The sequence below is a fragment of the Pedobacter caeni genome (assembly GCF_900129215.1).
GTDB classification, from domain to species: domain Bacteria; phylum Bacteroidota; class Bacteroidia; order Sphingobacteriales; family Sphingobacteriaceae; genus Pedobacter; species Pedobacter caeni.
On record NZ_FQUQ01000010.1, the window covers coordinates 1 to 18,560 of the forward strand.

An 18,560-nucleotide genomic window follows, 5' to 3' on the forward strand; every position below is an offset into this window, starting at 1 on the left:
TTCCACTGGCATAAGTTGCGGTTCCTCCTGAATTCAGGCTCAGTGTTGGTGTTCCTGTTACGGTTACTGCTTCAGAAAAATTGACTGTTACCGGTACAAGGTCCCCAATTTTATAGGTCCCGTTTGCAAGGCTGGAGTTTACCGAGCTCACCAGGGGAGCAGTGTTATCGATGACAATATTTTTGTTGGCAGCTAAAGAGTTTGCAGCTCCGGGGGCAGCCAGGGTTAAGGTGGCATCGTTTCCTGCGGCATCTTTAAGTGTGCCACCGTTCAGGCTGAGCGCTGCAGTACTGGTGTAATCCAGGTCAGGGCTGGCATCTGTTGGCTGTACGGTATAGGTAAAGGCCAGTGAAGATGTTCCTGTTCCGCCGGCATAATTGACCGTAGCACCGGAATTTAAAGCAAGCTGAGGCGTTCCTGTAACGGTAATCGCTTCAGAAAAATTCAGGGTCACATTAATGACTGCTCCCGCTTTGTAACTACCATTGGCCGTGCTTGAGTTTACAGAAGCCACAGTCGGAGCAATTCCATCTATGACAATCGCTTTGTTATTGCCAAGGGAGTTAGCAGCTCCGGGACTGGCAAGTGTAAGTGTCGCGTCAGTACTCCCTGCATCCTTGATCGTTCCTCCATTGAGGCTTAGCGCAGTAGTAGAGGAGTAGTCGAGGTCAGCAGAACTTTGTCCGCTGGTTACTGTATAACTGAACGTAAGGGTATTTGTGCCGGTTCCACCGCTATAATTAACAGTTGCGCCGGTATTTAAGCTCAACGTTGGTGTTCCGGTTACGTTTACGATAGTTGAAAAAGTGACATTAACAGCAATAACATCCCCTGTTTTATAAGTTCCATTGGCCGTAGAAGAAGTTACTCCGCTTACGTTTGTTCCGAGTTGAAAAATAGGGTTAACACCTGGAAATGCTGCTCCACCTGGGTCGAGAGATTTCTTGTTGGCAAGTAGTTCGGTCGTTGTCCAGTTTGATTTTGTATTGATTGCAGTCAGGATGGATGCTTTTGTTCCGGTAAGTGTACCGGAATAATTGTTGTAATCTCCGTGATAACCTGTTGGCGGAGTGCCTGCAATCGTTAATGTGACATAAAAATTTCCTGCGGCAAGGGTTGTTGGCAGGTAAGAGACAGCACCAGTAACATTTCCTGCTGCTTCCCACCCGGTAACCGGATCAGGAGCATTGGTGCCAGGGAGCGCAGTAGACCAGTTTGCAAATCCGTAGATAAAATTAGGACTGGCATCGCTACCGGTATAAAGAAACCAATTGTCTCCACCACCTGCAACGACGGTTCCAATACTCCAACCTGTAGTTGTAACAGTTCCATAGGCTTCGAGTCCTGTAGCGGTTGGAGAGGCTCCACCTGTTATTGCAATGTTAAATATTGTTCCTGCAGGAATGCTGTTGGTAGTGGTCCAGGTAATGAGCCCGTCAGAACCATTAGCGACCAATGCGGATTGATCCCAGCCCTGATCGGTGATCTTAAGTACCGTACCCGAAGGGATCACTTTTAAGGCTACAATAGCCATATTCACTGTAGATGAGTTCCCGTTAAAGCCTACGATGGCAAAATCCCCGGGAGTCAGTTGAGCCGTGCTTTTTTTTGCAGAAAAGCAAAAGCAGCAGATGATAAATAAAGACGCTAAAAAGCGGAGGGATAAATTTTTCATGTGAGAGCGTTAATTCTGATAAATTCTATTGGTACATCTAGTTTCTGCTAGGGAAGGGTCCTTCTGTGGCGATGATATAACTAACTGCGAGTGTAGGCTGCAGGATGCTGATAGGAACATTTCCTCCGTTAAGTGCTGTTGTCGTAGCAACAGAACCTCCTGTTAGAGGAATGTTGGGTGCTGAAGTTGTATACATGGATACCGGATCCGTGTTTACGTCTTTACCGGCTCCCAATGCATTTCCTGCAGCGGGGATCGGAATCGTTGCAGCAGCATTGCTCGCATTCAGTGTCAAAGTCGAGGTGGCAATGTGGTTATGGGCAGGCATATTGTTGATCAAAATGCTGACATTCTCTCTGCCGGATACTTGTCCCGGGTTGTAATTGCTGAGGCCAGGGCCTTGTCCCCATCCAATAGGGGCTCTGCCCCTAAGGTCAGGTAAGCCAAAGGTTGTTTGGCCATTTCCACCGTAAGTAGTTCCCAAAAGTGCAAAAAGAGCGGAATATTGGGCTATACCGATAATTTGACCATTGCAGAACATAAAACCTCGGGGTGCGAAGTTTCCTGCGAAAATTTTTACCATTCCCATGTACTCTTCCATAATGATTTGTTTTTAAGTTTTTATAGTTATTTAATTTATTTTTTATAAGCCGATGCTCAGGATAAAATTCCCGAGGTACTTTCAGATAGTAACGTGCTTAAACTTCTTTTTCCGGAGCCCTGATGGTCATCAACAGGTATCTTTCTGATGAATTTCTATAGATGTAGTTTACGTGCTGATGTTATTCAGCACATAAACTACATATGAAATCAATCGGGCTCATGAGCTGATCCGTTTTTTGCGATACAATTGTATTTGTAGAAGCAAGAATGTGCATAAGATAAAGAGGGTTGAGGCGTTATTATCTTCCAATCAGTATTTCAACTTGTCTAAAGATGTTGACCTTCAGTAGGTTGAAATGTTAATTTGCGATGAAATTAGTAAAAAAAAGTAAATATTGAGCAATATTTTAGATTTATTTTTAATGATTCTGCCCCTGATGCTTTTTTTTGGCTCGTGTCAACAATTTCCCTGATGAAAGAAGAGAAAAAACGCCTTTCCATAGCGGAAGACGTTTTTTCTCTGAAAAAATGACGGTGGTTGTCTGGCAGAGCCTTATTGGGATAATATTTATGTGTGTAATAATTTGATTGGCATATTTGGTAGAATAACGGTCAGGATGATTAATTCCTGCTCGGAAAAACACCTTCCAAACAAATGATGTAACTAATGGCTAGTGTAGGTTGAAGAATACTGATCGGAACGCTTCCTCCGCTGATGCCTACTGTGGTTGCGACTGTACCTCCCGCCAGAGGGATATTTGGCGCTGAGCTTGTATACATAGATACAGGATCCGTGTTTACATCCTTACCTGCACCAAGTGCATTTCCTGCAACCGGGGTTGCAATAGTTGCAGCAGCATTGCTTGCATTTAGTGTTAAAGTAGAGGTAGCAACGTGGTTGTGTGCAGGCATATTGTTGATTAGAATACTGGTGTTCTCTGTACCAGAGGACTGACCCAAAACATAGTTACTCAGGGCCGGGCCTTGTCCCCATCCAACAGCAGCTCTGCCCCTAAGGTCGGGTAAACCAAAAGTTGTCTGACCATTTCCGCCATAAGTAGTTCCAATAAGGGAAAAAAGTGGCGTGTTTTGGGCAATACCAATGATTTGGCCATGGCAAAACATCCAGCCTCTTGGCGCAAAATTGCCGGCAAAAATTTTAACGACTCCAATGAACTCTTCCATAATAATTGTGTTTATATAATTGATTGGTTAATTTAATCGTAAGAAGATTGGGATAGTCATCCCTTGAGGTAGCAGTAGATCTTAACGCGGTTAAAGCTCCATTCAAAATCCATTGGCTGCGCGAAAGCACCAAAAATTGTTGAAACGAACGGGGATTCGTGAAAACAAAAAAGCACATAAGATAAAGAGAGTTAAGGCGTTAATTATCTGTAGTGGTGCCGCTATTTGAAAATACGATGTCACCAACTGAATATAAAACTAGTAAAAAAAACATACACTAAATTATATTTTTTAAAATATCTGCATGTATGTGCTTTTGTTTTTGTTTTTTTATAAAATGAACGCCTCAATAACCCCTCCCGATCATCAGAAAATTATAGTCACCATCATTGAATTCCTCCGGGAAATAGGGCTGGACGTTTTGTTAGAGGAACATGAAGGGGACTCTTTTCTTCCCGGTATCCGGATTAAATCAGGAGGATTAAGTATTGATCCTTCCCAAGTGCTTTATCCCGGAGATATCCTCCACGAAGCTGGTCATCTGGCCACAGTTCCTTATGCAGTAAGGTCTGAGCTGGATGGAGTATTGCCGGATATTGACTTGCACCGGGGAGCAGAGTTAATGAGCCTGGCCTGGAGTTATGCTGCCTGCCTGAAACTTCAACTCACTCCTGAAATAGTTTTTCACGCAGACGGTTATAAAGGGGATTCTGAACACCTCATCCGTAATTTTGAAGAAGGGATCTATATCGGATTGCCCATGCTTCAGTATCAGCAAATGGCTTATGATGAAAAAAACGCAGCGAATTTAAACGTGAAGCCCTTTCCTTATATGCAAAATTGGGTATGCATCAAAGAAGAGGGCAGTGCTTAAGTAGGAATGCAGGCAATTATTCAGGCAGGGAAGCTCTATAAAAGGATACATTCCTATCGGTTTTTAGCGCTGGATCAAAGTTCTGAACTTACTAAAAAAAGGTGCTGACAGTTCCTGTGCTATTTTAATGATCGCAACATGTTTAATCCTTAACCCCTTCAAAAAATATTAAATGTAAAAAGGTGTATGTTGTGAGAAGGCCTTAGTAAATTTTGTCCTTTTTCAGGACAAAAGATTCCAGCCTTCGAATCATATACACCTTTTTATAATTTAATCTCTCCGGGCAATATTCCGGAACTAAATTGCAGCAGTATACGTTTTTAACCAAGCCACTTCTTCCGTATTTAAAAGAGGGCTTAAACGTTCAAATACCAATGCATTATAACTATTCAGCCAATCTATCTGGCCTTGCTCCAGCAATTCCTTTTTCACAATAGCTGTACTGATCGGGGCAATTGTTAAAGATTCAAAAGCATAGAATTCGTTAAACTCGTTACTTACGTCTTGAATCGTGTTTACGAGGTTTTCTATTCTCACACCGTGTTTTCCCGGGCGGTACACTCCGGGCTCAATAGAAGTGATCATTCCAAGCTCTATGGCAACAGGAACCGCAGTTGGGTTAAAAGTATGAGGGCCTTCATGAACATTCAGGAAATAACCAACGCCATGTCCTGTTCCATGTCCGTAATTGATCGCATAATCCCATAGTGGTTTGCGTGTAATCGCATCAATCTGATAACCACATGTTCCTTTTGGGAAACGTAATTTACAACCGTCAATCATTCCTTTTAACACCAGGGTATAATCTGTTTTTTCTTCTTCGGTATTGTTTCCCATTGGAATGGTACGGGTGATATCCGTTGTACCATAAAAATACTGACCTCCGGAATCTACCAGGAACAGACCTTCAGCTTTAACTTCTACATCACTCTCTTCCGAAGGACCATAATGAGGTAAGGCTCCATGTGCTTTGTAAGCACTGATGGTATTGAAGCTATCACCTACAAAACCTTCCTGTGCAGCTCTGAATTTACGCAGTTCCGCAGCAGCAGAAAGCTCAGTAATGGTGATTTTACCAATGTTTTCCGACAACCATTTTAGGAAACGCGTAATTGCAACCCCATCTTTTGCCATGGCAATACGGGTGTTGGCCAATTCTGTTTCGTTCTTAACAGCTTTTAAGTTGGTAGATGGGTTGGTATCTTTGATCACTTTTACTGAGGCAGGCAATAATTTTGCATAGGCAAAACAGTTGCGCTTAGGATCAATAAAAATAGTTGTGTTTTCCGGAACTTCCGACAATGCAGATTCGATATTTTCATATGGCATCACCTGAACACCACTTGCAGCAAGCAATTCTTTTTCGGCTGTGCTGAGCTTATCCGGGTTGATGAATAAGGTTGCTTTATCGGGAGTGATTAGTGCGAAACTAAGTACTACAGGATTGTAACTCACATCTTTTCCACGGATATTGAACAACCAGGCCATATCATCAAGGGAAGAAATCAGGTGGTAAGCTGCGCCCTTTTTCTGAAGTTCTGCTCTTACTTCAGCTAATTTCGAAGCTACAGATTGCCCGATGTGTTTGTCTTCGATCAGAAAAGCTTTTTCTGCCGGAAGCCCTGGTCTGTTTTCCCAGATCGTACTCAGGTAATCTTTATGGCTCAGTTTGATGTCTTTGATAGAGAACTGCTGAGTAAGAAGGTCACCTAAAAGAATGGAAAGTAGCTTCTCATTTGTGGCTACCACGGCACCTTTGTCCAGTTTCTCCTGGAGCCATTGGATGTATTCCGGGGCATGTTGTATCTTTTGTTTAACGAGTTCAAAACCGCTGTTTTCCAGTTGTTCTGTAGCTTGTTCAAAATAACGGAAGTCTGTCCACAGACCGGCAAAATCATGGGTAATGACTAAGGTTCCCGCTGATCCTGTAAATCCGGAAGCAAAAGGAATACACTTGTAATGGTTGGGTAAGTATTCACTGATGTGTGGGTCTGCTGAGGGGATGATGTAAGCCTGTACATGATCGGCCTTCATTTGTTTACGTATCTCGCTTAATTTTTCCTGATATGTCATGGTTTAGTTTTTAATAGCTAATCGAGTTGACGCAAATCTATGGAATTTAATTTCTATACAAATTCTTTAAAAAATCTACTAAGTTTGTCCGGGATGCAATTGTCTATTATAGAGGAGATAGAGTTATTAGAAAGACTTAAAGGGCAAGATGCGGGGGCATTTTCTGAGGTGTACAAAATGTATGTCAGGAAGATCTATGCCTATACCCTCGGGATCCTGAAATCCCCGGCTCTTGCAGAAGATGTTACCCAGGATACTTTTGTAAAGCTCTGGGAGCAGTCGGCATCCATTCATACTGACCGCTCTGTACAGGCTTTTCTTTATGCCATTGCCAGAAATCAGTCCTTGAATATGATCCGGCGGGCAGCACGGGAGACCTGGATTTCTGATGATATCTCTGCATATATCCATCATAATGGCGAGAGTGGGCTTCAGTACACGGAACGTAAACAAACCAATGAATTTATCCTGATGGCCATTGATCAGCTTCCTCCCAAGCGCAGGCAGATTTATGAACTTTGTCGTAATTCCGGTTACTCCTATAAGCAGGTAGCTGAACAGCTTGGGATTAAAGAGAGTACCGTAAACAGCCAGATGGTAAAGGCGGTAAAGAGCATCAGGGAGTACATGATTAGGAATGGGGCCTTGTCTCTGATTTTCCTTTTATACCGGCCGTAATAAAAAAAGCAAATTTATTTTTCTTTCGGGTACATGTAGTGCCCCTGTTAAGTGTATTACTATAAAAACAGGAGTAAAACTTGGAAAAGTCCATCAAACAATTATTTATAGACTACATCAGAAATGAATGTACTCAGCAGGAGCTGGATCAGGTCATCTTGCTGATCAGGCAAGGGGGACACGAACAGGAATGGATGGAAGCGATGGAAGAAGTGGAATCTTTTTTTGCAGCTCAGGATTCCCCTGATCCTGGGATTGATGAAGACCGGATGTTCAGGCAGATTGAGCTTCGTACCGCGCGCAAGTCTTTTCCATGGAAATGGATGGCTTATGCGGCTTCTGTGATCCTCTTACTGGGGATAGGTTTTTTATCTGTTAACTCCCTTCGTAAAACGCCGGAACAGGTAGTACTGCCTGCGAATTTCTCGTCTGTAGCTGCGGATTCTGTACATAAGTGGTTGAAACTGCCTGATGGAAGCGCTGTCCACCTGAACGATAGCAGTAGGTTGGAATTTCCGGATTCTTTTGATGGAATGGCGAAGAGGGAGGTCAGGCTGATTGGAGAGGCATATTTTGAAGTAAAGTATGATCCGCTACATCCCTTTATTATTCATACCGGAAAAATCAAAACCACCGTTTTAGGAACTGCTTTTAACATCAATGCCTATCGTTCAGGTAAATCTGTGATGATTACGGTTACGCATGGAAAGGTAAAGGTAGAGGATGATCAGAAAACCCTGGCCATATTAAGCCCGGATCAGCAACTGGAATGGACAGCTCAACAGCCCAATCCTGTTAAGCTAAATGTGAATTCATCTGTGGCAACGGAATGGAAAAAAACAGACCTCATCATGGACGATATTACACTGGAGACTGCTGCGGAAATGATTTCTGAACGCTTTGGCCTGAAAGTACAGTTTAAGGATGAACAGTTGAAATCAGTCCGGTTTACTGCTGCCTTTTTAAAGCGAAATGGGATTGCTCAGGTACTTGAAGTGATTGGCCAGACTACCGGCACCAGATTGAGCCTGGTACAAAATAAGGTGACAATTGATCGGCAGCAATAAAAGAAGAATCAGCAATAAAAGAAGAATCAACTTATATAAACCAACCCTTATAACTCAACGAATACATAAACCAAAAGAACCACAACATGAAGAACCACAATTCTCTATAAGCTGACCATATAAAAAAGCGAACCCCGGTTGCAGCCGGAGTTCGCAACAGGTCTTAAATTTTCTATCAGTTCAACTTAAAACCAATGCAATGTATTACAATTCTACTCCTTTTGCAAGGTGGTATTTACCGGCTTGCCGTTACCTGTTTAACTTAAAAAAAATACGATTTTTTATGAAGGTGAACGCTATGATATTGATGGCTATACTTTTTGCGGTCAGTAGCCTTACCGCTTCTACTGGTGTTGCTCAGGGACTTTCTGAGGTACAGATTTCCTTCGGAATAAATAAGGGAACACTACGCGCTGCTTTTTCTCAGATTGAGAATAAAACGGATTTTAGATTTGCTTATCAGAATGAACTGATTTCATCGCTGAAAGATATAAGCCTCTCAGAACAAAGCCGTTCGGTGAAAAGTACACTGGATGAACTTCTGAAAGGAACTGGTCTGAGCTATAAACAACTCAACAACAGTATTCTTGTTTTCAGGGAACCTGTCCTGCAGGTAACCGAAGCCATGAATGCCCCAATTACCGGAACAGTAAAAGATGAAAAAGGAATGCCTATGCCAGGGGTTTCGGTAAAGGTTAAAGGCCAGAAAATCGTGGTAAGTACTGATGGAAACGGAAAGTTTAGCCTGAAAGTGACAGAAGCAAATGTCATTTTGCAATTCAGTTATATTGGCTACACTACGGTGGAGCAGAAGGCTGATGGCGATCATCCGATCGATTTGGTCATGGTTCCTGATGTAGGGACACTTGATGCCGTTGTTGTGATCGGATATGGAACCACTACCAAAAGAAACAATACCGGCTCGGTAAGCTCGGTTAGCGCGAAAGACATCAGCAAACAACCGGTGTCTGATCCACTGGCGGCACTTCAGGGCAGGGTTGCAGGTTTAGACATTACCGGAACTACCGGTTATCCGGGATCAGGGTATACGGTGAGGCTACGTGGATTGAATTCTATTAAAGGAGGCAATGATCCCTTATATATTGTGGATGGAACTCCCTTTATCTCAGAATCCATGTCTCAGTTTACGGGTGCTAATGGGAATCAAAGTCCTTTAAGTAGCATCAACCCCGCAGATATTGAAAGGATAGACATCCTTAAAGATGCCGATGCGACCGCCATATATGGTTCCAGAGGAGCAAATGGCGTGATCCTCATCACTACAAAAAAGGGGAAATCCGGACAAACAGAGATCAGTGCGAATGTATCTAGTGGTGCTTCTCATGTTACCCGGAAAATAGACATGTTGAGTACCGCTCAGTACCTCGATCTTCGTCGGGAAGCTTTTAAAAATGACGGGATTACCCCATCGCTGGAAAACGCCAGAGATCTGATGGAGTGGGATCCCGGTGTAGACAACAAATGGCAGGATTTACTCGTTGGCAATTCTGCACCCTTAACGGAGGCACAGCTCTCGGTTAGCGGAGGATCACCAGAGACGAATTTCCTGATCAGCGGAACCTACCGCAAGGAAGGAACGGTGTTACCAGGAAACTTAAACTACAAACGAGGAGCTGTGAATCTGAATCTAAACCACAACTCAGCAGATCAGAAACTTCGGTTAAATGCCTCGGTTAAGTATGTGGGAGACCGTAATAATTTATTGGCAGCTGATGTCACTCAGTTTTTCAATACAGCACCCAATTATCCCATTTATAATGCCTCCGGAGAATATTATTGGTTTGGAGACGAACAAAATCCAATGTCCTATCTGGAAAGAAAATCTACCTCTCAGACGCAGAACCTGATGGCCAGTGCTTCAGCGAAGTATACCATTCTTCCTGATTTTAGTGCCAGCGTAAACATGGGATATAACCGGATGACTATGGATCAGGTACAGGGAGTTCCCAGGAGCGCATTTAACCCTGAAAAGTACCTGGCCAGTCTGGCATATTATGGAAATAGCGACCTTAATTCCTATAGTATTGAACCTCAGTTGGATTACTCCCGCCAGCTTGGTAAAGGTAAACTACAGGTTTTGGCTGGTGGAAGCATTCAGCAGAGAACCAAAGAGGGGCTATACACTATAGGGGAAGGCTTTCCCAGTGATGAACAGTTGTCAAATCCACATGCTGCAGTCTCTTTAAAAACCAAAAATTATAACTATTCTGAGTATCGTTACGCTTCTGTTTTTGGTAGGATCACCTATAACTGGGATGAAAAATATATCCTTAATGGAACCTTTCGGAGAGACGGTTCTTCCCGGTTTGGACCAAATAAAAGGTTTGGAAATTTTGGTGCTATTGGTGCAGCCTGGCTATTCAGCAATGAAGCCTTTGTAAAGGAAAAACTCCCTTTCCTTAGCTTTGGTAAACTTCGGGGAAGTTTTGGTACGGTAGGTAGTGATCAGATCGGCGACTATCAATATTACGACAGCTGGATGGCATCATCCTATCCTTATGGTGGTTCCGGCGGACTTACCCCAAGTCGTTTTGCCAACCCTGATTACAGCTGGGAAGTAAATAATAAGCTGGAGGCAGCCATAGAATTGGGCTTTTTGGAAGACAGGATCATGCTGAACAGCAGCTTTTACCGTAACCGTTCTAATAATCAGCTGATCGATTTTGCGCTTTCTTCGCAATCCGGATTTTCGAGTTTTGTGGCGAATCTGCCTGCACAGGTAGAGAATAAGGGATTTGAATTTGAACTGAACACGATCAATATCCGGGGAAATGATTTCAACTGGACCACCGCGCTTAACTTTACATTTACAAAAAATAAGCTCCTTAAATACCCTGGACTGGAAAAAACGGCTTTTGCAAATAAGTATTTTATCGGCCAGCCATTGAATGTAACCACAGGATTTCATTTTACAGGGGTTGATCCTCAGACCGGTGTTCCTAAGTTTACCGATCTCAACGGAAACAATAGCATCGATGATCCTGATGATATGATGGTTCTGGGGACCGTTAGCCCGGATTTTTTTGGAGGGATTCAGAATAGTTTCAGCTACAAAAAGCTGAGCCTGGATTTCTTTGTACAGTTTGTAAAACAGGAAGGGCCGGGTATCAACTTCGGATACCAGTCTTACGCTAATGGGGCAGCGATGAAAAATAAAGACCTGACGGCATTGGAGCGCTGGAGAACTGCCGGAGATCAAAGCAATATTCCCGGAGCTACAAGAACCGCTACCACCGAAATCTATAAGGCTTATCAAAAAAACTATCGCCATTCCGATGCCAATTGGGGAGATGCCTCTTATATCAGGTTAAAGAATGTTTCCCTGAGGTATAACTTCGATACGATGTTTAAAAACTGGAAACTGAGAAACTTTACCGTCTACCTTCAGGGGCAAAACCTCATCACCATTACCAATTATAAAGGCATAGACCCGGAAACAAAAGGTTTTGCCTTACCGCCGCTAAGTGCTTACACTGCGGGCATACAAGTTTCATTTTAATCTAAATTTTTTAAACAATGAAAGTCATTTACTATATATTGAGTGCGCTCCTTCTAAATACGATCGTCTCCTGCGGGAAATTAGTGGATATTGATAAACCCAGAACCGAATTGCCCCAATCCAGTGTTTTTTTGAACGACAATACCGCCATTGCGGCAATGGTCGGTGTGTATAGTGGGATGAATACTGGTAATTATCAGTTTGCAAACGTGCTGACCACCTTTATGGCGGCCATGAGTGCGGATGAATTTGCTTATGCTGCTGTTCTGGCTGATTTCTCGGAATTCCGGGAAAACGCACTCTTACCAGGAAACACCCGGGTCAATAATATCTGGGAACAAGCGTACCAATTGAACTATAGCGCAAATGCAATCATTGAAGGCCTAACCGCTTCTACGACATTGAGTCCTGCGGTTAAAACACAGCTACTCGGTGACGCGAGATTTGTACGTGCTTTTTGCCATTTCTATCTGGTGAACATGTTTGGTGATGTTCCTTTAATTCTTGATGCTGATGTAAGAAAGAATACGAATCTCCCAAGAACTGCAAAAGAGCAAGTTTATACGGCAATCATTGCAGACCTGAAGGAAGCTAAGGAGTTGCTGTCTAATGACTATCCCGGAAATAAGGAGCGCATCCGTCCTAACAAAGCTGTAGCTACGGCTTTACTTTCTAGAGTTTATTTGTACATAGAGAACTATGCCATGGCAGAACAGGAAGCCGGAGAAGTGATCAATAACAGCAATTATAAATTGCTGAAAGATGAACCAGCAAAGAATGGAATGAAAGATGTATTCCTGATGAATAGTCCGGAAGCACTGTGGCAATTACAATCGGTAAATACCGGAGGAGGAAGAAACACCTGGGAGGGTAACTTATTTGTCCCTACAGCAGCTCCTTTATATCGGCTTACCAAAGAAGCTGCCGGATTGGAGAACGCTTTTGAATCAGGTGATAAAAGATTTAAAAACTGGGTAGGAAGTTATACCACTACAACAACGCCAGGATTAACCCACCGGTATCCCTTCAAGTATAAGGTGCGTACCGGAACTCCGGTGACAGAATATTCTATGGTAATCCGTTTTGCAGAGCTGTACCTGATCCGTGCAGAAGCCAGGATCATGCAAAATAAATTGGAGCCTGGTATTCAGGACCTGAATGTGCTGCGCGATCGTGCAGGCCTGGCTGGCCTGGCCACACCTGCCAGTCAGGAAGAAGGAATGAGGAAAGTGGAACAGGAGCGGAGAGTGGAGTTGTTTGCCGAATGGGGACATCGCTGGTTCGACCTCAAGCGCTGGAAAAGTATAAGCGGTGATGCCGGTAAAACACGGGCGGATGATGTGTTGGGACCTATAAAACCGGCATGGAAATCTACAGCCATCTTATTTCCAATTCCTACCAATGCATTACGTACCAATCTGAACCTGGTTCAGAATAAGGGGTATAATTAAAAAATAAGACTTATAGTAATTATTTATATGATGAAGAGAATTAGCTTACTCTGCCTTTTGCTAACCGTGATTTTGCGGGTACAGGGGCAGCGGGTAGAAATAAAACCGGAAAGGCCAAACAGGGGAGATGAGGTTACGGTTACTTATCATTCCGGAGCAGCAGATGCCCTGATCAGCAAAGAAGCTCCGGAATTGAACATCGTTTTTACCTATTCTACTTTTTACGAATTGCCGCCGAAATTACCGATGAAAAAACAAGGAGATAACTGGGTGGCTTCCTTTAAGCTGCAACGCTATGCTACGTTTGCCAGTTTTTATTTCCAAAGCGGGACACAAAAAGACCAGCCTGCGGCAGACAGGCATTATACCATCGCTGTTTATAATGGCGCTCAACGGGTACGGGATGGTTACCTCCATGAGTCTTATAGTCTGAATGCACAGATGCCAAAATCAAGATCACTGCCTGGGTTGCAATTGGATTTATTGCAAAAGGAACTGACTCTTTACCCTGAGAACTACGAAGCCAGGGTCAGGGTCCAGTCTACAAAAATGATACTGGCAAAAACACCTGAAGAAAAACTAAAATACCGGAATGAAGCCAGAAGGATTATTGCTGCCAAATTCGAGGAAGCTCCTACAATAATGGCCAACCTGAATAAAGTGACGATGGGCTACCTGATTATTGGCGAAAAATCAAGACTCGATTCCCTGCGCCGGGTGGTGTTGGAACGTTATCCGAAGTCGGACGTGGCCAGGGATTACATGACTACCCTGTTTGCAAAGGAGAAAGATGTGACTAAAAAAATTGCAGAACTTGAAAAAGTGCTCAAAGAGAATGATCAGGAAGGTGAGGAGGGGTCTACGGGTATCCATTCCATTTTGTTCGACCATTACCTGAGTACGGGGCAGGCGAAGAAAGCCGTTTACCATGCAGGAAAAACGATGAAGGAAATCAGTCCGCAGACCCCTTTGAGACTGAAGGAGATCGCAGCAAAGCTAACCGCGGGAAAACTGGCTCCTGATACTGCAATTGCCTATGCGGAACGTTCCCTGCGTATGGTAGATCAATGGCCGGTAGGCGTCATTCGTTTTTTCCCTGAGTATGGACATATTCCTTCTTTCGTTGCCGATAGTACCAGGTTGAAAGCGGTTGTGGAAGCGAGATCAACACTACTTTCTATTATTGCCCTCAATAAACTATACCTCGGAGATCGGATCGCTGCATTAGACTATATCAGTCAATCGGCAGAGAAAGGGACAAACAGGGAAAGTCTGATCAATATTGCTACAGTGTATGAACAGACCGGTGATCCCAGGAAAGCATTTGATGCCTTATGGAAGATCCTGCTGGATACCCCTGAAGATACGACCGTTACTCATCTGGCGAAACTGAACTTTTTGAAATTTAATCCTTCTGAAGCAGAATTTAAGGCCAAAGTTAAAGAGTTGGAAGGTAAGAAGATCGCACGCCTTACCAATGCTTTGAAAAAGCAGAAAATGAATGCCCCAGGACCGGAACTTACTGCCATCACTGATTTGAGAGGAAATGTACAGACCAAAGAAATGAGGAAAGGTAAAGTTGTTGTGCTGGATTTCTGGGCTACCTGGTGTGTTCCATGTATGCAGGAGATGCCTTATTTGCAGAAAGTATATCATAAATACAAAAACAATCCGGATGTGATGTTCATGGTGGTCAATACTGGAGCTAAGAACACGATTAAGGATGCAATTGACTGGGGTAAAAAGAATCCCCAATATGACTTCCCTTTGTACTTTAATTCGGATCCGGATATAGGGGAGAAAGTAGGATTTACACTGATTCCTACTATTGCTGTAATTGATCAGCAAGGTGCTTTACAGTTCCGGACAATCGGCTTTGAGGGCGCTGAGCTGGAACATAAACTGGCGGTGCAGATCGATATTCTGCTGGAGGAAGTCAGGAAATAATCCATTGTAAAGAATTTAGATAATCAGGATACAAAAGATCAGGATGCCAGTTGGCATCCTGATCTTTTGTATCCTGCCTATTTTTTCACGTTGTTTTTTTTCGGTGTGTTATAGATGAAATGATGAAGGGAACGGGTGGTTTTTTTTAAGTCGGTGCTGAGGTACCAGATGTTGTTGATTCTTTTTCCAGCACTCTCCTTATCAAGGGGAAAACGGGCTTGTTCGATCACGTTGTTCTTGGCTTTAAGAATATTTCCAGCAAAGTTTAAAAGTGTGAAATTGGCCATACTTGTTTCTATGTTAGGGAGGATTTCTGTGGCAAAAACGGGAAAAATTTCCTGACCTGAGCCTTTAATTTTATCAAAAATAGAGATCAGAACGCTGCGCTGACGCTCGGTTCGTTCTGCATCTCCATTCCCTACTGCTCTGATTCTGGTATAGGCAACGGTTTGTTTTCCGTTCAGTTTCTGAAGACCCGGAGCATCAACATGTACGGCCGGAACCTGATCGTAGATGGCAAGTTCATCCAGGTAATTGTTCAGGTAAGGAAGCTCCGCAGCCTTCACATTCAGGATAATTCCACCCAGCGCATCCACGATTTTAGCAGCCCCATAGAAGTCCACATTCATATAGTCTTTAATGTCCAGATCAAAGTTCTGATTGATGGTTTTGATGGCCAGCTGCGGGCCACCAATGGCAAAGGCTGCATTGATCTTATCCATCCCTTTACCCTCGATTTTAACATAGGTATCCCTCATTATAGACGACATTTTGATTTTTTTATTGAGCTGGTCGATGGAAATGATCATCACCACATCGGAGTTTCCGGCCTCCTGTTCTGTACGCCTGTCGACCGCAAATAAGGCAATGTTAACCGGAGGATTGGTCATGGCCTTTATTTTTTTCTGAACCTCCCCGGAGATGCCCAGTGCTTCCGCAGACCTGTTCAATGGTACCGGAGATTTGCGTACCGGTGTTACCGGAATCTGGTCCTGGCTAAACGAGTTGAAAAAACTTAAAACAACAAGGAAGATGACAGAGGATAAAGCTTTCATTTTTTATTTTTATTTAAAACTTAGGAACAGTGTATTTCAATAACCATACCTGAGAACAAATAAAATTCTTGCTACCTTTAAAACTTTCTTAGATCCGCAGTTAAAGGAAAAGAAAGATGTGTATGGACAAAGCGTATAAAATTGCAATTATTGGTTTGGGATATGTGGGCTTACCCCTCGCAATAGAATTTGCGAAAAAATATGAGGTGCTGGGATTTGACATTGACCAATCAAGAATTGAAGAGCTGTGCAATGGCGAAGACCGGACAAAGGAAGCTGATCTGGAGGAATTGAAAAAGTTGCTGAACCCAGATCAGGAAAACTCAGGATTGAAGTTTTCTTCTGCGACCTCAGACCTGGAATCCTGCAATATTTTTATCGTTACTGTTCCAACGCCTATAAACCGTTTTAAAGCACCCGATCTGAGTCCGCTGTTAAATGCTTCTGAGATGGTTGGCCGTGTGTTAAAGAAGGGAGATATTGTGGTTTATGAATCTACTGTATATCCGGGCTGTACCGAAGAAGATTGCGTCCCTGTATTGGAAAAATATTCTGGTCTGACATTTAACACAGATTTTTTCTGCGGTTATTCTCCGGAAAGGATCAATCCTGGAGATCGCGTAAATACACTTACAAAGATTAAAAAAGTAACTTCAGGCTCTACTGCAGAAGTGGCCGAAGAAGTAGACCGGCTCTATTCACAGATCATTACAGCAGGAACCCATAAAGCACCAAGCATCAAGGTTGCGGAAGCTTCCAAAGCGATTGAGAATGCACAAAGAGATGTCAATATTTCTTTTGTAAATGAGCTTGCGCTGATCTTTGACCGGATTGGAATAGATACTACTGATGTTATTGAAGCTGCAGGAACAAAATGGAATTTTCTGAAATATAAACCTGGATTGGTAGGAGGACATTGTATCGGTGTAGATCCTTATTATCTGGCGCATAAATCGGAATCTTTAGGTTACCATCCGCAGGTGATTCTTTCTGGCCGGAGGGTAAACGACAATATGGGGATGTTCGTTGCCAATAAGGTGGTTAAGCTGATGATTGCCAAAGGATACCCGGTTAAGGGAGAAAAAGTATTGATTCTGGGCTTTGCATTTAAAGAAAATTGCCCTGATATCCGAAATACCCGGGTTATTGATATTTACGAAGAGTTAACTCAGTTTGGAATGGAGGTCAGTGTTTTTGATCCATGGGCAGATCCTGTGCTGGTTAAAAAAGAATATGGTTTTGAGCTTGATCCTGTCCTTATAGATAAAAACTATAAAGCAATTATATTGGCAGTTTCTCATCATGAATTCCTGTCACTTGATTATAAAAAATATAAGGAAGAGGGGGCAATTGTATTCGATACGAAATCATTTATTGAAAGAAAGTACACTGATGCCAGGCTATAGCTTCTAAATAAGAAATTATTATCTCTTTCGGTAAAAAAATCTCATTTGTGGCACGTTTTTAGACGAGTGTTTGAAAAGAAAAAAATTAATGCCTTATTCTAGCGTTATTGCATCCATTTTTAGGTTTGATCTCTTTTCTGGACATTTAATTTATTGTAAATCATTGTTCCTGTCAGGACAATCTTGGTTTAAGATAAATCCGGAGATGGATAAGTTTTTCATTGGAAATGAGAATTATTCTGCTAATTTTATGGCTCAAAATCAACCCGGGGGGGTATCTAAATGAAAAAACAATTACTGATTATTTTATTGATCTTATCTGGTGGATCAGCATTTTCGCAAATGAACGGCGATTACAACTATTCTATTGCTGCAAGAGGCTTCGGGATGATGCAAATGCCTAAGGTTTTAAATGAAACGAATTATAGCAAATACGTAAATACCTATTTCACAGGGTTGGTATTAAAGTTTAATGACAATCAGATCAGCTATCGTTTAGGGGGTAGTTACCTTAAAAAATCAAAAGAATTCTATAACAATTGTAATACCTGTGAAGTCATCAATGGTGATGTTACCGACTATTCCTTCAAAGTAGGTTTTGAAAAGAACCTTAACTTTTCCAGGATTCAGCCATATTTTGGTATCGATATGGGATTCAGATCTAGTAAGTTTATTGGATTGTCTCAAAATGCAAACACGTTGAAGGGCACATTGGCAGATTCTGCAATTCCATCAAATAAAGTGGAAACAAGTAAAGTTGGTTTTGTCGGTACTCCTTTGATCGGTATTAAGTTTAATGTGATCAATGAAGTTTCCTTATTCGTTGAAAGTAGCCTTGATTTCTTTTATTCTTATGAAAGACAGGAATATGTAACTCAGGACGCCAGTAATACGCGTTCATTGTTCAAGACCAATAAAGCAGAGTTTCTGTTAAACCCGGTATCTGTAGGTATCTCTATTCATCTGGGAAGTAATAAATAGATTTTCTCTATTCATAAAAAAGCCTGTTGCCCGGATCATAAATCC

Annotated in this window: 13 protein-coding genes; 8 read left to right on the forward strand and 5 right to left on the reverse strand. The window is 42.5% G+C overall.

Annotation, left to right across the window (positions count from 1 at the left end):
• The 3 genes from BUC20_RS32730 to BUC20_RS32740 all read right to left on the reverse strand — a co-directional run.
• Positions 1–1,675, reverse strand: a 1,675-nt coding sequence (locus BUC20_RS32730) for a beta strand repeat-containing protein (protein WP_394334176.1), incomplete at its 3' end; no start/stop codon positions are given.
• A 37-nt stretch (positions 1,676–1,712) separates the two neighbouring features.
• Positions 1,713–2,276: a phage tail protein gene (locus BUC20_RS32735; RefSeq protein WP_073238902.1), complete on the reverse strand. Its 564-nt coding sequence runs from the start codon at positions 2,274–2,276 to the stop codon at positions 1,713–1,715.
• 623 nt (positions 2,277–2,899) lie between these two features.
• Positions 2,900–3,463, reverse strand: coding sequence for a phage tail protein (locus BUC20_RS32740; RefSeq protein ID WP_200801117.1), 564 nt, complete (start codon positions 3,461–3,463; stop codon positions 2,900–2,902).
• 337 nt (positions 3,464–3,800) lie between these two features.
• Between BUC20_RS32740 and BUC20_RS32745 the strand changes: the two genes are divergently transcribed.
• Positions 3,801–4,337, forward strand: a complete 537-nt coding sequence (locus BUC20_RS32745) for a hypothetical protein (protein WP_073239090.1) — start codon at positions 3,801–3,803, stop codon at positions 4,335–4,337.
• 297 nt (positions 4,338–4,634) lie between these two features.
• On the opposite strand, the gene BUC20_RS32750 is transcribed toward BUC20_RS32745, so the two are convergent.
• Positions 4,635–6,410, reverse strand: coding sequence for an aminopeptidase P family protein (locus BUC20_RS32750; RefSeq protein ID WP_073238908.1), 1,776 nt, complete (start codon positions 6,408–6,410; stop codon positions 4,635–4,637).
• A gap of 39 nt (positions 6,411–6,449) precedes the next feature.
• On the opposite strand from BUC20_RS32750, the gene BUC20_RS32755 reads away from it, so the two are divergent.
• The 5 genes from BUC20_RS32755 to BUC20_RS32775 all read left to right on the forward strand — a co-directional run bounded on the left by BUC20_RS32755 (position 6,450) and on the right by BUC20_RS32775 (position 15,073).
• Positions 6,450–7,088 carry an RNA polymerase sigma factor gene (locus BUC20_RS32755; protein ID WP_234994639.1) on the forward strand — a complete coding sequence of 213 codons (639 nt, stop codon included), beginning with the start codon at positions 6,450–6,452 and terminating at the stop codon, positions 7,086–7,088.
• An 80-nt stretch (positions 7,089–7,168) separates the two neighbouring features.
• Positions 7,169–8,155, forward strand: coding sequence for a FecR family protein (locus BUC20_RS32760; protein ID WP_073238910.1), 987 nt, complete (start codon positions 7,169–7,171; stop codon positions 8,153–8,155).
• 283 nt (positions 8,156–8,438) lie between these two features.
• Positions 8,439–11,675, forward strand: a complete 3,237-nt coding sequence (locus BUC20_RS32765) for a TonB-dependent receptor (RefSeq protein ID WP_073239094.1) — start codon at positions 8,439–8,441, stop codon at positions 11,673–11,675.
• Positions 11,676–11,692: 17 nt separating this feature from the next.
• A complete protein-coding gene (locus BUC20_RS32770; RefSeq protein WP_073238913.1) occupies positions 11,693–13,126 on the forward strand; it encodes a RagB/SusD family nutrient uptake outer membrane protein in 1,434 nt (477 codons plus the stop codon).
• A gap of 27 nt (positions 13,127–13,153) precedes the next feature.
• Positions 13,154–15,073 carry a TlpA disulfide reductase family protein gene (locus BUC20_RS32775; RefSeq protein ID WP_073238916.1) on the forward strand — a complete coding sequence of 640 codons (1,920 nt, stop codon included), beginning with the start codon at positions 13,154–13,156 and terminating at the stop codon, positions 15,071–15,073.
• Positions 15,074–15,150: 77 nt separating this feature from the next.
• On the opposite strand, the gene BUC20_RS32780 is transcribed toward BUC20_RS32775, so the two are convergent.
• Positions 15,151–16,128, reverse strand: coding sequence for an LCP family protein (locus tag BUC20_RS32780; RefSeq protein WP_073238919.1), 978 nt, complete (start codon positions 16,126–16,128; stop codon positions 15,151–15,153).
• Positions 16,129–16,250: 122 nt separating this feature from the next.
• On the opposite strand from BUC20_RS32780, the gene BUC20_RS32785 reads away from it, so the two are divergent.
• Complete coding sequence (locus BUC20_RS32785) at positions 16,251–17,534, forward strand: nucleotide sugar dehydrogenase (protein WP_073239095.1); 1,284 nt, start codon at positions 16,251–16,253, stop codon at positions 17,532–17,534.
• A gap of 282 nt (positions 17,535–17,816) precedes the next feature.
• Entirely contained in the window at positions 17,817–18,515 is a 699-nt protein-coding gene (locus BUC20_RS32795; RefSeq protein WP_073238925.1) for a hypothetical protein, read from the forward strand.
• The last annotated feature ends 45 nt before the right edge of the window (positions 18,516–18,560 follow it).

What these genes read in the sequence shown, in the direction of transcription:
- BUC20_RS32785 (WP_073239095.1), top strand. Translation starts at nt 16,251, where the DNA reads ATGGACAAAGCGTATAAAATTGCAATTATTGGTTTGGGATATGTGGGC.
- BUC20_RS32745 (WP_073239090.1), top strand. Translation starts at nt 3,801, where the DNA reads ATGAACGCCTCAATAACCCCTCCCGATCATCAGAAAATTATAGTCACC.
- BUC20_RS32780 (WP_073238919.1), bottom strand. Translation starts at nt 16,128, where the DNA reads ATGAAAGCTTTATCCTCTGTCATCTTCCTTGTTGTTTTAAGTTTTTTC.
- BUC20_RS32775 (WP_073238916.1), top strand. Translation starts at nt 13,154, where the DNA reads ATGATGAAGAGAATTAGCTTACTCTGCCTTTTGCTAACCGTGATTTTG.
- BUC20_RS32755 (WP_234994639.1), top strand. Translation starts at nt 6,450, where the DNA reads ATGGAATTTAATTTCTATACAAATTCTTTAAAAAATCTACTAAGTTTG.
- BUC20_RS32765 (WP_073239094.1), top strand. Translation starts at nt 8,439, where the DNA reads ATGAAGGTGAACGCTATGATATTGATGGCTATACTTTTTGCGGTCAGT.
- BUC20_RS32770 (WP_073238913.1), top strand. Translation starts at nt 11,693, where the DNA reads ATGAAAGTCATTTACTATATATTGAGTGCGCTCCTTCTAAATACGATC.
- BUC20_RS32740 (WP_200801117.1), bottom strand. Translation starts at nt 3,463, where the DNA reads ATGGAAGAGTTCATTGGAGTCGTTAAAATTTTTGCCGGCAATTTTGCG.
- BUC20_RS32735 (WP_073238902.1), bottom strand. Translation starts at nt 2,276, where the DNA reads ATGGAAGAGTACATGGGAATGGTAAAAATTTTCGCAGGAAACTTCGCA.
- BUC20_RS32795 (WP_073238925.1), top strand. Translation starts at nt 17,817, where the DNA reads ATGAAAAAACAATTACTGATTATTTTATTGATCTTATCTGGTGGATCA.
- BUC20_RS32750 (WP_073238908.1), bottom strand. Translation starts at nt 6,410, where the DNA reads ATGACATATCAGGAAAAATTAAGCGAGATACGTAAACAAATGAAGGCC.